Source organism: Streptomyces sp. WMMB 322, from assembly GCF_900090145.1.
Lineage (GTDB): Bacteria > Actinomycetota > Actinomycetes > Streptomycetales > Streptomycetaceae > Streptomyces.
In genome coordinates, this window is the sequence record NZ_FMHI01000008.1 from 78,667 (window position 1) to 91,864 (window position 13,198).

The 13,198-nt window shown below is 68.4% G+C and carries 10 protein-coding genes, 1 tRNA gene and 1 pseudogene; 5 read left to right on the forward strand and 7 right to left on the reverse strand.

The features are described 5' to 3' along the window. Positions 1–5 precede the first annotated feature (5 nt). The 3 genes and pseudogenes from H180DRAFT_RS14875 to H180DRAFT_RS14885 all read right to left on the reverse strand — a co-directional run. Positions 6–2,165 carry an acetate--CoA ligase family protein gene (locus tag H180DRAFT_RS14875; protein ID WP_055486543.1) on the reverse strand — a complete coding sequence of 720 codons (2,160 nt, stop codon included), beginning with the start codon at positions 2,163–2,165 and terminating at the stop codon, positions 6–8. 3 nt (positions 2,166–2,168) lie between these two features. Then, positions 2,169–3,401 carry a formyl-CoA transferase gene (frc, locus tag H180DRAFT_RS14880; protein ID WP_074466821.1) on the reverse strand — a complete coding sequence of 411 codons (1,233 nt, stop codon included), beginning with the start codon at positions 3,399–3,401 and terminating at the stop codon, positions 2,169–2,171. Positions 3,402–3,456: 55 nt separating this feature from the next. Then, positions 3,457–3,713, reverse strand: a pseudogene (locus H180DRAFT_RS14885) (acetolactate synthase); the annotation flags it as partial. A 249-nt stretch (positions 3,714–3,962) separates the two neighbouring features. On the opposite strand from H180DRAFT_RS14885, the gene sucC reads away from it, so the two are divergent. From sucC to pntB, 5 genes are all read left to right on the forward strand, one after another. Next, on the forward strand, positions 3,963–5,126 hold the full coding sequence (sucC, locus tag H180DRAFT_RS14890) for an ADP-forming succinate--CoA ligase subunit beta (protein WP_055486545.1): 1,164 nt from the start codon (positions 3,963–3,965) through the stop codon (positions 5,124–5,126). Positions 5,127–5,140: 14 nt separating this feature from the next. Continuing rightward, complete coding sequence (gene sucD / locus H180DRAFT_RS14895) at positions 5,141–6,019, forward strand: succinate--CoA ligase subunit alpha (protein WP_055486546.1); 879 nt, start codon at positions 5,141–5,143, stop codon at positions 6,017–6,019. 438 nt (positions 6,020–6,457) lie between these two features. Next, a tRNA-Leu gene (locus tag H180DRAFT_RS14900) sits at positions 6,458–6,542 on the forward strand. 371 nt (positions 6,543–6,913) lie between these two features. Further along, on the forward strand, positions 6,914–8,458 hold the full coding sequence (locus tag H180DRAFT_RS14905; RefSeq protein ID WP_055486547.1) for a Re/Si-specific NAD(P)(+) transhydrogenase subunit alpha: 1,545 nt from the start codon (positions 6,914–6,916) through the stop codon (positions 8,456–8,458). A 6-nt stretch (positions 8,459–8,464) separates the two neighbouring features. Beyond that, entirely contained in the window at positions 8,465–9,925 is a 1,461-nt protein-coding gene (gene pntB, locus H180DRAFT_RS14910; RefSeq protein ID WP_055486548.1) for a Re/Si-specific NAD(P)(+) transhydrogenase subunit beta, read from the forward strand. 197 nt (positions 9,926–10,122) lie between these two features. Here pntB and H180DRAFT_RS14915 read toward each other — a convergent pair whose 3' ends face one another. The 4 genes from H180DRAFT_RS14915 to H180DRAFT_RS14930 form a co-directional block, all read right to left on the reverse strand. After that, the gene (locus H180DRAFT_RS14915) at positions 10,123–10,569 is read right to left on the reverse strand and encodes a PIN domain-containing protein (protein ID WP_055486549.1); all 447 of its coding nucleotides are present in this window, start codon (positions 10,567–10,569) and stop codon (positions 10,123–10,125) included. After that, the gene (locus tag H180DRAFT_RS14920) at positions 10,566–10,808 is read right to left on the reverse strand and encodes a type II toxin-antitoxin system Phd/YefM family antitoxin (protein WP_055486694.1); all 243 of its coding nucleotides are present in this window, start codon (positions 10,806–10,808) and stop codon (positions 10,566–10,568) included. The genes H180DRAFT_RS14915 and H180DRAFT_RS14920 overlap by 4 nt, the downstream gene beginning before the upstream one ends. Before the next feature lie 310 nt (positions 10,809–11,118). Continuing rightward, positions 11,119–12,144 (reverse strand): hypothetical protein, encoded by a 1,026-nt coding sequence (locus H180DRAFT_RS14925; protein WP_055486550.1) that lies wholly within the window; start codon positions 12,142–12,144, stop codon positions 11,119–11,121. 466 nt (positions 12,145–12,610) lie between these two features. After that, positions 12,611–13,078 carry a GNAT family N-acetyltransferase gene (locus H180DRAFT_RS14930; protein WP_055486551.1) on the reverse strand — a complete coding sequence of 156 codons (468 nt, stop codon included), beginning with the start codon at positions 13,076–13,078 and terminating at the stop codon, positions 12,611–12,613. Positions 13,079–13,198: the final 120 nt, after the last annotated feature.

A 13,198-nucleotide genomic window follows, 5' to 3' on the forward strand; every position in this document is an offset into this window, starting at 1 on the left:
CGGTGTCACCGCAGCAGGCCCGCCGCCCGGGCCCACCGGTACTTGGCGCCCAGCACCGCGACCGGCTTCTCCGTCGTGTACGGGTAGGCGACCACGCCGCGTTCGAAGAGGTACTGACTTGCCTCCTCGACCTCGGTGTCGCCCGCGAGGGACGCCACCACCGGCTTCTCGATGCCCTTCTCCCGCGCCTCGGCCACGACCCTGGCCGTCAGCTCCGCGAACACCATCGGCGGAGTGACGATCGTGTGCCAGTAGCCGAGCACGAGAGAGTGGATGCGGGGGTCCTCCAGCCCGAGCCGGATCGTGGCCTCGTACGTGGAGGGCGGTTCACCGCCGGTGATGTCCACCGGGTTGCCCGCGGCGCCGAACGGCGGGATGAAGGCGCGGAAGGCCTCGTCCAGGTCCGGCGGGATCTCCATGAGCGACATTCCGTTGTCGACGATGGCGTCCGAGAGCAGCACTCCCGAACCGCCCGCGCCGGTGATGATCACGGTGTTGTCGCCCTGGGGGGTGGGCAGCACGGGCAACGCCCGCGCGTACTCCAGCATTTCGTTCAGGCCCGGCGCCCGGATGACGCCGGCCTGCCGCAGGACGTCGTCGTAGACGGCGTCGTCGCCCGCGAGCGCACCAGTGTGCGAACCCGCGGCCTTGGCGCCCGCACTGGTGCGGCCCGCCTTGAGCACGACGACCGGTTTCTTCGGCACCGTCGCCCGTGCCGCTTCGACGAACGCCCGCCCGTCCTTGAGGTCTTCGAGGTGCATCGCGATGCACTTCGTGTTCGGGTCGTCCGCGAAGTAGGTGAGCAGGTCGTCCTCGTCGAGGTCGGACTTGTTGCCGAGCCCCACGATCGCGGAGACACCGGTGCTGGTGCTGCGCGCGAAGCCGAGGATGGCCATGCCGATGCCGCCGGACTGGGAGGTGAGCGCCACACCGCCCTTGACGTCGTACGGCGTGCAGAACGTGGCGCACAGGTCGTGCCACGTCGAGTAGTAGCCGTAGATGTTCGGACCCAGCAGCCGCACACCGTGCTTCTCGCCGATGGCGACGATCTTCTCCTGGAGCTCCACCTCACCCGTCTCGGCGAAACCGGACGGAATCAGCACGGCGTTGGGAATCCCCTTCGCGCCGACGGCCTCCAGGGTGTCCGGCACGAACTTCGCCGGCACGGCGAAGACCGCCACGTCGACGTCGCCGGGGATGTCGGCGACCGACTTGTACGCCTTGCGCCCCAGGATCTCGTCGGCCTTGGGGTTGACGGGGTGGATCTCCCCGGGGAAACCGCCGTCGACGAGGTTGCGCATGACCGAATTGCCGATCTTGCCCTGCTCGTTGGAGGCACCGATCACCGCGACCGACGACGGCTGCATGAGCCGCTTCATCGAGGTGCGGATCTCCTCCGGCGAGTAGCGCCGCCGCTCCGCGGGCTGCCCTTCGGAGAGGAGGATACGGATGTCCGCCGCCATCGCGCCGTCGGGCGAGGCGAACACCGGGTTCAGGTCGACCTCCACCAACTCCGGGAAATCGTGGGCGAGTTGCGAGACGGAGGTGATCACCTGCGTCAGCGCCTCGCGGTCGACCGGGTCGCCGCCGCGTACGCCCTTGAGGATCTCGGAGGCCCCGATGCCGTCGAGCATCGACTCCGCGTCCTCGCGGGACGCCGGCGCCAGGCGGAAGGTGACGTCCTTGAGGACCTCAACCAGCACGCCGCCCAGACCGAAGGCGACGACCTTGCCGAAGGTGGGGTCGGTGACAGTGCCGACCAGCACCTCCTGCCCGGGCTTGGCCATCTGCTGCACCTGCACGCCGAGCACGTTCGCGTTCGCGTCGTACCTGCGGGCGTTGCCGACGATCTCCGTGTAGGCGCTGCGCACCTCGGCGGAGGAGGACACCCCGACGCGGACGCCGCCCGCGTCGGTCTTGTGCAGGATGTCCGGCGAGACGATCTTCATGACGACGGGGAAGCCCAGCCTGTCGGCCAGCTGCACCGCCTCGTCGGCGGATTCCGCCAGTCCCTCGTCCGGCACCGGGATGCCGTAGGCGTCCGCGACGCGCTTGCCCTCGGGAGCCGTCAGCGACGTGCGCCCCTCGGCGCGGGCGGCATCCAGTACCGCCCGTACCGCTTCCTTGTCCGGCGTGGCGAGGCCGTCGTTCTTATCCTGCGCCATCGGTCAGATCACTCCGTTCGTCTTGAGCAGCGCCAGTTCTTCCTCGTTCAGGCCCAGCTCGCCTATGTAGACCTCCTCGTTGTGTTCGCCCAGCAGCGGCGAGGAGGTGATTTCCACCGGGGAGTCGGAGAGCTTCATCGGGGAGCCCACGGTGGTGAACGAACCGCGCTGGGGGTGATCGACCTCGACGATCATCCCGTTGGCGGCCAGGGACTCGTCCTCGACGATCTCCTTCGTCGAAAGGATCGGCCCGCAGGGGATGTTGTGGGCGTTGAGGGCGCCCAGCACCTCCCACTTGGGCAGCGTCGACGACCACTCCTCGATCATCTGGAACATCTTGTTCAGCTTCGGCAGCCGTGCCTCCGGGGTGTTCCAGTCCGGATCGTCGGCGAGTTCGGGACGGCCGATGAGCTTCGTCAGCGGCTCCCAGCCGACGGGCTGCACGATCACGTACACGTAGTCGTTGGGGCCGCCCGGCGCGCACTTGACCGCCCAGCCGGGCTGGCCGCCGCCGGAGGCGTTGCCCGAACGCGGCACCTCGTCGCCGAAGTCCTCGTTCGGGTACTCGCCGAGCGGACCGTGCGCCAGCCGCTGCTGGTCGCGCAGCTTCACACGGCACAGGTTGAGCACCGAGTGCTGCATGGCCACGTTGACGCGCTGTCCCCGGCCCGTGCGCTCGCGCTGGAGCAGCGCGGCGAGGATCGCGGCGACGGTGTGCACGCCGGTGCCCGAGTCGCCGATCTGCGCCCCGGTCGCCAGCGGCGGCCCGTCCTCGAACCCGGTCGTCGACATCGAGCCGCCCATGGCCTGCGCGACGACCTCGTACGCCTTGAAGCTGGTGTACGGGCCCTCGCCGAAGCCCTTGATGGACGCGTAGATCAGCTTCGGGTTGATCTGCTTGATGCGGTCCCAGGTGAAGCCCATCCGGTCCACCGCTCCGGGACCGAAGTTCTCCACGAGTACGTCGCTGCGCCGGATCAGCTCCGTCAGCAGCTCCTTGCCGCGGTCGCTCTTGGTGTTGAGCGTGATGCTGCGCTTGTTGCAGTTGAGCATCGTGAAGTAGAGCGAGTCGGCGTCCGGCAGGTCCCGCAGCTGCTTGCGGGTGATGTCGCCCGAGGTCGCCTCGAGTTTGATCACGTCGGCGCCGAGCCAGGCGAGGAGCTGAGTGGCAGAGGGCCCGGACTGGACGTGTGTCATGTCCAGTATCCGAATCCCGTCGAGTGCCTTCTCCGTCACCGTTGTCGGGCCGGTGGCATGACTGATATCCGTCACATCGGTCACCGCAGTCACCTCACTTGTGCATCGTCTGGTTCATGGGTTCCGGGGGCGTACGCGTCCGGGCCGATCCACCACGTCGACCAGCTGGGGCTCGCCGGACCCGCGTGTGCGCTCCGGCGCCGGCCTGATCCCGGAGGGCCCGCGCACCACTTCGCCGTGGCCGCCGGGCCGTGCGAACTCCTCGCGGGGAACGTCGCCGAGGGTGTTGCCGACCCGCTCCCGCTCCTCGCTGTACTCGGCCTTCCGGCCGTGGTGCCGCAAAGCGTGCAGATGACCTCCACGCCCTCCGTCTTCAGCGCCTCGGCGACCAGGTGCCCGCCGGTTGTCGGGTCCGGGCTCCCGCGGCTGTCCTGGCTGTCGTCGGGCATGGATCACGAGTCCCTTCGTCGGGTGAGAGCTCTGGTCGGAGCAGATTGCATACAGTCGACGAATACTGTATGAACCTTGTTATCCCGCATCGAGAGAGCGATGTCCAGGGGGCGTGCACCGATCGTTTCGAAGATCGACCAGGGAGCACATGTGGACCTTTTCGAGCACCAGGCGAGGGAACTCTTCGAGAACTACGGCGTTTTGGTACCGGAAGCGGCTGTCGCGGAGACGGGCAGCGCGGCCCGCGAAGCGGCGGTGAAGCTCGACGCCGATCAGCACGGCGTCGTGGTCAAGGCGCAGGTCAAGACCGGAGGAAGGGGCAAGGCCGGCGGCGTGAAGCTCGCGGCCGACGCCGCCGCCGCGGAGATCACGGCACGCCAGATCCTGGGCATGGACATCAAGGGCCACACCGTGCACAAGGTGATGCTCGCCCAGCCGGTGAAGGTCGAGAAGGAGTACTACGTCTCCTTCGTCCTGGACCGTGCACAGGGATGTTTCATCGCCATCGCGTCCGCCGAGGGCGGCATGGAGATCGAGGAAGTGGCCGCGGCGAGGCCCGAGGCCGTTGCCCGCGTCCCCGTCGATCCTGCGGAGGGCGTGACCGACGAGAAGGCCGCGGAGATCGTGGCGGCCGCGGCGCTGCCGGTGAACGTGGCGCCCGTGCTGCGCAAGCTGTGGCAGATCCTCCAGTCCGAGGACGCGCTCCTCGTCGAGGTCAACCCCCTTGTCCGCACGGCCGACGGCGAGATCGTCGCGCTCGACGGCAAGGTCACCCTCGATGACAACGCCCGCTTCCGGCAGGCACGTTGGGGCGAGCAGGGCCACGGTGGCGAGGCCGGCGGCCAGGACGCGCTGGAGGCGCAGGCCGCCGAGAAGGGCCTCAACTACGTCAAGCTGGACGGCGAGGTCGGAGTCATCGGCAACGGCGCGGGGCTCGTGATGTCGACCCTCGACGTCGTCGCCGGCTGCGGTGCGCGGCCCGCGAACTTCCTCGACATCGGAGGCGGCGCCTCCGCGCAGGTCATGGCCGACGGCCTGTCCGTCGTCCTCGGCGACCCGTCCGTGAAGTCCATCCTCGTCAACGTATTCGGCGGCATCACGGCGTGCGACGCGGTCGCCGACGGCATCACCCAGGCCCTCGGGCAGATACGGCTGACCAAGCCGCTCGTCGTTCGGCTCGACGGCAACAACGCCGTGCGCGGACGCGAGATCCTCGAGGCGAACGCCCATCCGCTGCTGGAGCAGCGGACCACCATGGACGGCGCCGCGCAGCGGGCCGCCGAACTGGCCACGGCCGCGGCTGCGGCCGCGTAGGGAGGCGGGAGACCATGGCGATCTTCCTCAGCAAGGAGAGCAAGGTCATCGTCCAGGGCATGACCGGCTCCGAGGGGATGAAGCACACGAAGCGCATGCTCGCGTCCGGCACGGACATCGTCGGCGGCGTGAACCCCCGCAAGGCCGGACAGGACGTCGACGTGGACGGGCGGTCCGTGCCCGTCTTCGGCTCGGTCGCTCAGGCGCGGGAGGCGACGGGGGCCGACGTGTCGGTCCTCTTCGTGCCACCTGCCTTCTCCAAGGCGGCCGTTGTGGAGGCGGCGGACGCGGGCATCCCGCTCGCCGTCGCCATCACCGAGGGCATCCCCGTCCACGACGCGGTCGCATTCCGCGCATACGCGCAGGAGCGCGGCACGCGCATCATCGGCCCCAACTGTCCCGGTCTCATCAGCCCCGGGCAGTCCAACGCGGGCATCATCCCCGCCGACATCGCACCGGAGCCCGGCCGTATCGGCCTGGTCTCCAAGTCCGGAACGCTCACCTACCAACTCATGTACGAGCTGCGGGAGATCGGTTTCTCCAGCTGTGTCGGCATCGGCGGCGACCCCGTCATCGGCACCACGCACATCGACTGCCTCGCGGCCTTCGAGGAGGACCCGGAGACGGACCTGATCGTGATGATCGGTGAGATCGGCGGCGACGCCGAGGAGCGTGCGGCTGAGTTCATCAAGGAGAACGTCACCAAGCCCGTCATCGGTTACGTCGCGGGGTTCACCGCTCCCGAGGGCAAGACCATGGGGCACGCGGGCGCCATCGTCTCCGGTTCGTCGGGCACCGCCCAGGCGAAGAAGGAGGCGCTGGAGGCGGCGGGCGTGCGGGTCGGCGAGACCCCCACGGCGACGGCGCGGCTCGTGCTCGACCGGCTGGCGTGAGCTGACCGGGCCGGCGTGAGCTGCGCGGGACGACGTGACGTTCCGCATATCTGGGCGGGGGCGGGTGTAAAGGCACGCGCCAACTGGCTACTGTCCAGTAATAAGTTCACGCCGGCTTCAGCGACCCGCCCCGTATGTGCAACGAGAGCGGAGAAGAACGATGGGCACCACACCCTCACCCTGTTCACTCCCACCCCGGACACCGAGAGGTACTCACGGCCTCACACCCGGGCCCGCCCACCCGGCGGGCACCCGGCGCCGCCGCGGCGCCGCAACCGAGGACCTCACCGGACGGCGGCCGGGCCCGCCGCCGCGGCGGGCGGAACGGCACCACCCCGGCCGTGCCGCCCGTCCACCGGGGATCACCGAGGTGAAGACCGCTGCCGGAGCTTGGTATGGTTGTCCGCGTCGCCACGGCAGAGCCGGGCGACGACCCTTGTCCGGGTGGCGGAATGGCAGACGCGCTAGCTTGAGGTGCTAGTGCCCTTTATCGGGCGTGGGGGTTCAAGTCCCCCCTCGGACACAGATCTTGCGCCCGCCGGCGTCGGCCCCTTCCCCGTCGGCGCCTGCGGATTTCTCTCCGGCGGGCGGCTTTCCCCTCTGCGTCCCGTGGGTGGTCCACCCCGTGACAGGCTCCGTTTACGCGCCGCGGCAACGTGCATCCTCACATCAGCCGCTGCTCCGCTGCCGGCCGTTCGCCCTTCTACCCGAGGCCGAGCCGGAAGAGCACCCGCCACCGCGGGTGGGCCACGGAGAACTCACATCGGCAAAGTCCCTGCACAGGGCCCGTCACCCTGGCATTAAATAAGCAGCCCCGCAGCAGTCCCCTGCTGCCGTCCGGTCCCGCAGCGCAACGGACGGCGCAGCCGCCCAACACCCCGCAAAGGGAGATCGATGTCAGATTCACATCCGCAGCAGATCGGCGTCCCCGCCGAGTCGAAAGCCGGAGAGACCCGGGTCGCGGCCACACCCGACAGCGTCCGGAAGATCGCGAAACTCGGCTACGAAACCGTCGTCGAAGCGGGAGCCGGCGCGGCCTCGGGGTTCTCCGACGAGCAGTACACCGAAGCGGGAGCGACCATCGGCGACGCCTGGCAGGCGGACGTCGTCCTGAAGATCAACGAACCCTCGCGGCAGGAGATCGGGCGGCTGCGGGACGACGCGACGCTGATCGGCATGCTCGCCCCCGGCCTCAACCCGGAACTCCTGGACGACCTGGCGCAGCGGTCCCTGACCGCACTGTCCATGGACGCGGTGCCGCGGATCTCGCGGGCGCAGTCCATGGACGTGCTCAGCTCCATGGCCAACATCGCCGGATACCGGGCCGTCATCGAGGCTGCGCACGTCTTCGGGCGGTTCTTCACCGGGCAGGTCACCGCGGCGGGCAAGGTCCCCCCGGCCAGGGTCCTCGTGGCCGGAGCGGGAGTGGCGGGCCTCGCCGCGATCGGCGCGGCCAGCAGCCTCGGCGCCGTCGTGCGGGCCACCGACCCGCGCCCGGAGGTCGCCGACCAGGTCCGTTCGCTCGGCGGTGAGTACCTCGCCGTCGACGTCGAACAGGAGGCGTCGACCGACGGATACGCCAAGCAGACCTCCGACGCCTACAACCGGCGTGCCGCGGAGATCTACAGCGAACAGGCCGCCGAGGTCGACATCATCGTCACCACGGCCCTGATCCCCGGCAAGCCGGCACCACGGCTGATCACCGCCGAGGACGTGGCGAGCATGAAGCGCGGCAGCGTCATCGTCGACATGGCCGCCTCCCAGGGCGGCAACGTCGACGGCTCGGTCGCCGGCAAGGCCGTCGTCACCGACAACGGCGTCACGATCATCGGCTACACCGACCTGGCCGGGCGCCTGCCCACCCAGGCCTCGCAGCTGTACGGAACCAACCTCGTCAACCTGCTGAAGCTGCTCACGCCGGAGAAGGACGGGCAGCTGACGCTGGACTTCGACGACGTCGTGCAGCGGTCCGTCACCGTCGTGCGGGACGGGGAGAAGACCTGGCCGCCCCCGCCGGTGCAGGTGTCCGCGGCTCCGGCCGCCAAGCCCGCCGAGGAGACGAAACCGGCCGAGGAGGAGAAGAAGCCGCGGCTGACACCGGCGGCACGGTACGGCCTCATCGGTGCCGGAATGGCCGCCGTGTTCACGCTGATCGCCTTCTCGCCGAGGCAGCTCGCCGAGAACTTCACCGTGTTCGCGCTGGCCGTCGTCATCGGCTTCTACGTCATCGGCAAGGTCCACCACGCCCTGCACACGCCGCTGATGTCGGTGACCAACGCCATCTCCGGCATCGTCGTCGTCGGGGCGCTGCTGCAGATCGGCCACGTCGGACCGGTCGTCACGGTCCTGTCGTTCGTGGCGATCCTGCTGACCAGCATCAACATCTTCGGAGGCTTCTCCGTGACCCGCCGCATGCTCGGCATGTTCTCGAAAGGCTGAGGCCCCATGACTGCCACCACGTCTGCACAGGCCGCGGATCTCGTAGCGGCCCTTCTGTTCATCCTCAGCCTGGCCGGGCTCTCGCAGCACCGCACGGCACGTGCCGGGATCGGCTTCGGGATCGCCGGCATGGCGATGGCGCTGCTCGCCACCGTGGTTCTCGCCGCGCGGGAGATCTCCGCCACCGCCACCGTCCTGATCCTGGTCGCCATGGCGATCGGCGCCGTCGCGGGACTGTGGCGCGCGCGTCTCGTGGCGATGACCGAGATGCCCGAACTCATCGCGATCCTGCACAGCTTCGTCGGCGTCGCCGCGGTGCTGGTCGGCTGGAACAGCTACTTCGAGGTCGAGGCGAAGGGCGACGCCCAGCACGTCGTCCCCGCCGAACTCCTGGGAATCCACCACGCCGAGGTGTTCATCGGGATCTTCATCGGTGCCGTCACCTTCACCGGCTCGGTCGTCGCGTTCCTCAAGCTTTCCGCGCGCATCAAGTCCCAGCCGCTGATGCTGCCGGGCAAGAACGCGCTCAACCTCGGTGCGCTCGCCGCGTTCCTGGTCCTGACGGTCTGGTTCACCATCACCCCCAGCCTGGGCCTGATGATCGCCGTGACCGTGCTCGCGCTCGCCCTCGGCCTGCACCTCGTCGCCGCCATCGGCGGCGGTGACATGCCGGTCGTGGTCTCGATGCTCAACAGCTACTCGGGATGGGCCGCGGCCGCTGCCGGTTTCCTCCTCAACAGCAACCTCCTCATCGTCACCGGGGCGCTCGTCGGCTCCTCCGGTGCCTACCTGTCGTACATCATGTGCAAGGGAATGAACCGCTCGTTCATCTCGGTGATCGCCGGCGGGTTCGGCATCGAGGCTCCCTCCAGTGGCGACGCCGAGCAGGGCGAGCACCGTGAGACGAGCGCGGAGGAGGCCGCCGAACTCCTCGGCGCCGCCAGCTCCGTGATCATCACGCCCGGCTACGGCATGGCCGTCGCACAGGCCCAGCACCCCGTGGCGGAGCTGACCCGCACGCTGCGCGAACGCGGCGTGGAAGTCCGCTTCGGCATCCACCCGGTCGCCGGGCGCCTGCCGGGACACATGAACGTCCTGCTGGCCGAGGCGAAGGTGCCCTACGACGTCGTGCTCGAACTGGACGAGATCAACGACGACTTCCCGGAGACCTCGGTCGTGCTGGTGATCGGTGCCAACGACACCGTCAATCCGGCCGCGGCCGAGGACCCGACCAGCCCGATCGCGGGCATGCCGGTGCTGCACGCCTGGGAGGCGGAGAACGTCATCGTCTTCAAGCGGTCGATGGCATCCGGATACGCGGGAGTCCAGAACCCGCTGTTCTTCCGCGAGAACACCAGCATGCTCTTCGGCGATGCGAAGCAGAGCGTGGAGAACATCCTCCGGGCGCTGGACGACGCGGGGTCCTCTTCCGGCTCCGGTGCGCGTCCGCAGGCGGCGGGGGTCTGAGACGAGGAGACCTTTGACGGGGCCGGGCCGGGCCGGGCCGGGGCCCGGCCCCGCCGGTCTCGAACCGGCAGGCGGCGCCACCGCCGCCTGCCGGCCCCTCGGACCGGGCGCCTCGCCGCTGCGGCACGAAGTCGGGCCGCTCCGTGGTCCTCCCAGGGAGGGGCTGGACCGACGTGCTGTCGTCGGCGAGCCATTCCCTACATGTCCTCGGGCAACAGGCGGAATGCTGCATGGCCGGTGAGAGGAACCATTACGCGGAAATGCCGGTCCGTGGTGAAGATCGAGTCCGTACGGTATGCGGCAGCCAACGCCACGTTCATCGCGTCCGCAAGGCCGACGCCCCTGCCCTGATCCGCGTCCCGGTAGCCCTCGAGGACGGCCAGGGCGGTGCCCATGTGCGGTCCGATCTCCGCGATTTCGAACCGTCGGGTGGCGACGTACCGATCGACGAACCGCAGCGCGGTGATTGCCTTGTGGGCTCCGGCCCTCGTCGAGACGAGGCAATCGAGCTCACCCAGCACCAGTGGGGAGACCACAAGGTGTCGAATTCTCCCCAGTGCTTTTCTGTGCTCTTCGTGACCGGCGAGACGCGGGTCCAGGAGGCGGTACAAAGCGTTTGTGTCAGCGATGACTACATCGGTCACGAGCCCATGCCTCGCAGGGTCTCCTCGATTTCGTCGTTGGTCACCTCGGGCAGGTCCAGGGACGGAAGTTCGATGTCTCCCATGGGGCCGGCGGGGTAGGGCGGGACTTCGGTCTCCTCGAAGGGACGCACTATGGCCACCGGGCGCCCGTTCTTGGTGACCGTGATGGTCTCACCGGCTTCTGCTGCGGCAAGGATGCGTGAGGAATTCTGGTTGAACTCTCGAGCAGTGGCTTCCATGTAGTACACGGTAGTACATGGAGCAAGGTCTCGCTTTTCGGGCCTGGTCAGCACTGTCTCCGAGTCCTGCCGGAGCGTGGTACCAGCGGGTGTCTCCTTTCCGGCAGTCATGGAAGGTCCGCACTCCTGTGGGTCCGTGGAAGCGGCCCCGCGGACCCACAGGAGCCATGATGTGCCGACTGCCTCATCGGCTGCGGCAGCGCTCAGGCATCGGTGTTCAGCACTCGCGCCGAACGAGTACGGCATCTCCCGGTGCCGTGGGTCGTTGCGGTGCGTGCCTGGGTCAGGTGCTGTGCCTGGTGCGGTGCGCCTACTTGTCCGGGCGCGGTGGCGGGGGGACCGGATCCCCCTGCTGCGGGGGGTCGATGCAGCCGGGGACGCTCCCGGGGGGTGCGCAGTTCTCCGGTGTGTTGCCGGTGACTTCACCGCCGGTGAGGCTCACCGCGCCACCATCCTCGTAGATGCCGCCGCCGCTTCCGGGACCCCCGGTAGCGGTGTTGTTGATGACGCGGGCGCCGACGAGCGTCGCAGTGCTGTCGGAGTTGTAGATGCCGCCGCCGAATTCAGCTTGGTTGTTGCTGATGGTGCCGGAGGTGACGCGCAGTGTCGACGGGTCATAGTTGTCGATTCCACCGCCGAGACCGCCGCTGGTGTTGCCGGTGACAGTGGTGCCGGTGAAGGTGGCGTTGGCCGTGGGATAGTTCTCAAGGCCGCCGCCGTCGGATGCGGCGGTGTTGTTGCGCAGCGCTCCTCCCGACATCGTCATCGTGCCTGCGTCGTTGCGGATCCCGCCCCCGTAGGTGTCAGTGGCCTCGTTGTTTTCGACTGTGGTCTGGTTGAGAGAGAGGCGGCCTTCCTGGTTGTAGATGCCTCCGCCGCTCCCGGCCTCGTTGTCGGTGACGCTGCCGCTGGCGAGGCGGAGCGTGCCGCTGTTGAGGATGCCTCCGCCGTCCGTGGATGTGAGTTTCCCGCCGCTGACGGAGGTGCTGGTCAGGCTGAGGGTGCCGCTTTCTGCGACTTCGAAGATGCGAAAGTCGTCGGTGGCGCCGGCCGAGCGTTGAATGGTGGCTCCGTTCGAGGTGATCCGGACGGTGCCGGTGATCAGGGGGAGGCCGTTTTCGCCGTTGTCGGGGTCGGTGAGGACGTAGGTGCAGCCGGTGGCGAGCGTGATACTCGCGCCGGTGGCGTTGGATTGGTTGACGGCGCCGACGAGGGCGGGAATGTCGTTGCAGGGGACGTAGGTTGCGGCCTGTGCTTGTCCAGCGGGCAGGAGTGCCAGGCCCAGAGCCAGACCGAGGGCGGCGCTCAGGCCACCACGTTTGCATGTGGTCTTCATGCGAGGTCCCGTCTTCCGTAAGGAATTGAAGGGCGTACGTGAGCGCCCGTCAACAAGCGTTCCTGCTATGCCTGTTCGGACGCGCAGCCGATGCATCGGGAATACCCCCAGCCGATTACGCCCTTCTGTGCATGCTCCCTGGTTGTGAAATGCAGGAGCAAGGCCGTGTTGGTGCATTCGGTATTCGGGGGTGAATGCGTTTTATATGAACGCCCTCGTTGAGGCTGCGTGAGACCTTCTTGCACGCCCCTGGCGCACATCCCGCTTTTCGAACGACGGCAGGGAGAAAACCAGTTGAATTCCGAAGCAAAGGGCCGGCTGTCACCGGGCAGGCTTTCGAGAGCGGGAAACTGTGCCTAGCCCGGCCGATTCCGGTGACCAGCCCGCGTGACGTGGCGGCAAGCGACCACAGGTGGGGTCCGCCGAGGTATCGCCACGGGGGACCGGGACAGCAGGAGAATCGCTGTCAAACCACTGTCCTGCTTGGCGAGTTCTGCTCGATGTAGCGCCGGAAGCCCTGTGCCAGAGGCTTGAAGCCGCAGGACTCGTAGAACGTGTGCACGTACTCGTCGTCCGCTGCCAGCAACTGCACTTTGTAGCAGCCGGCCGACTCGCCCAGGTGCACGGTGGCCTCCATCAACCGTTGTCCCACGCCTCGCCGTCGGCTGGAGCCGTCGACCACGACGTTCTCCACGAACAGGATGGCCCGGCCGCCCCGGGTGAGGTTCGGCAGGACCATGCAGTCCGCCGTGCCGACGACAGCACCGGCCACCTCGGCGACCAGTACGGTGCGCCCCTGCTGTTCGGCGATTCCGGTCCATATGGCATCGGCTGACTCCTGCGACAGGGGCGCGTCGTCAGGGTTCAGCTCGCGGTAGAGAGCAAGTAGCGATGCCAGGTCCCTGCCGACAGCCGGCCGCACGGTGATCTCCATGCACCGAACCCTAGAACGGTCGAAGTCCCGGAGGTCAGGAGGAAGGGCACCGGTCAAGACGGTGACCGAAGGTCGTCCCGCGTGCCGCGTCCCGTCACCGCTGGGCAGCCATCGCCTCGC

Coding starts and splice junctions, on each gene's coding strand:
- H180DRAFT_RS14905 (WP_055486547.1), top strand. CDS start 6,914: ATGTCAGATTCACATCCGCAGCAGATCGGCGTCCCCGCCGAGTCGAAA.
- H180DRAFT_RS14930 (WP_055486551.1), bottom strand. CDS start 13,078: ATGGAGATCACCGTGCGGCCGGCTGTCGGCAGGGACCTGGCATCGCTA.
- H180DRAFT_RS14920 (WP_055486694.1), bottom strand. CDS start 10,808: ATGGAAGCCACTGCTCGAGAGTTCAACCAGAATTCCTCACGCATCCTT.
- pntB (WP_055486548.1), top strand. CDS start 8,465: ATGACTGCCACCACGTCTGCACAGGCCGCGGATCTCGTAGCGGCCCTT.
- sucD (WP_055486546.1), top strand. CDS start 5,141: ATGGCGATCTTCCTCAGCAAGGAGAGCAAGGTCATCGTCCAGGGCATG.
- H180DRAFT_RS14925 (WP_055486550.1), bottom strand. CDS start 12,144: ATGAAGACCACATGCAAACGTGGTGGCCTGAGCGCCGCCCTCGGTCTG.
- H180DRAFT_RS14875 (WP_055486543.1), bottom strand. CDS start 2,165: ATGGCGCAGGATAAGAACGACGGCCTCGCCACGCCGGACAAGGAAGCG.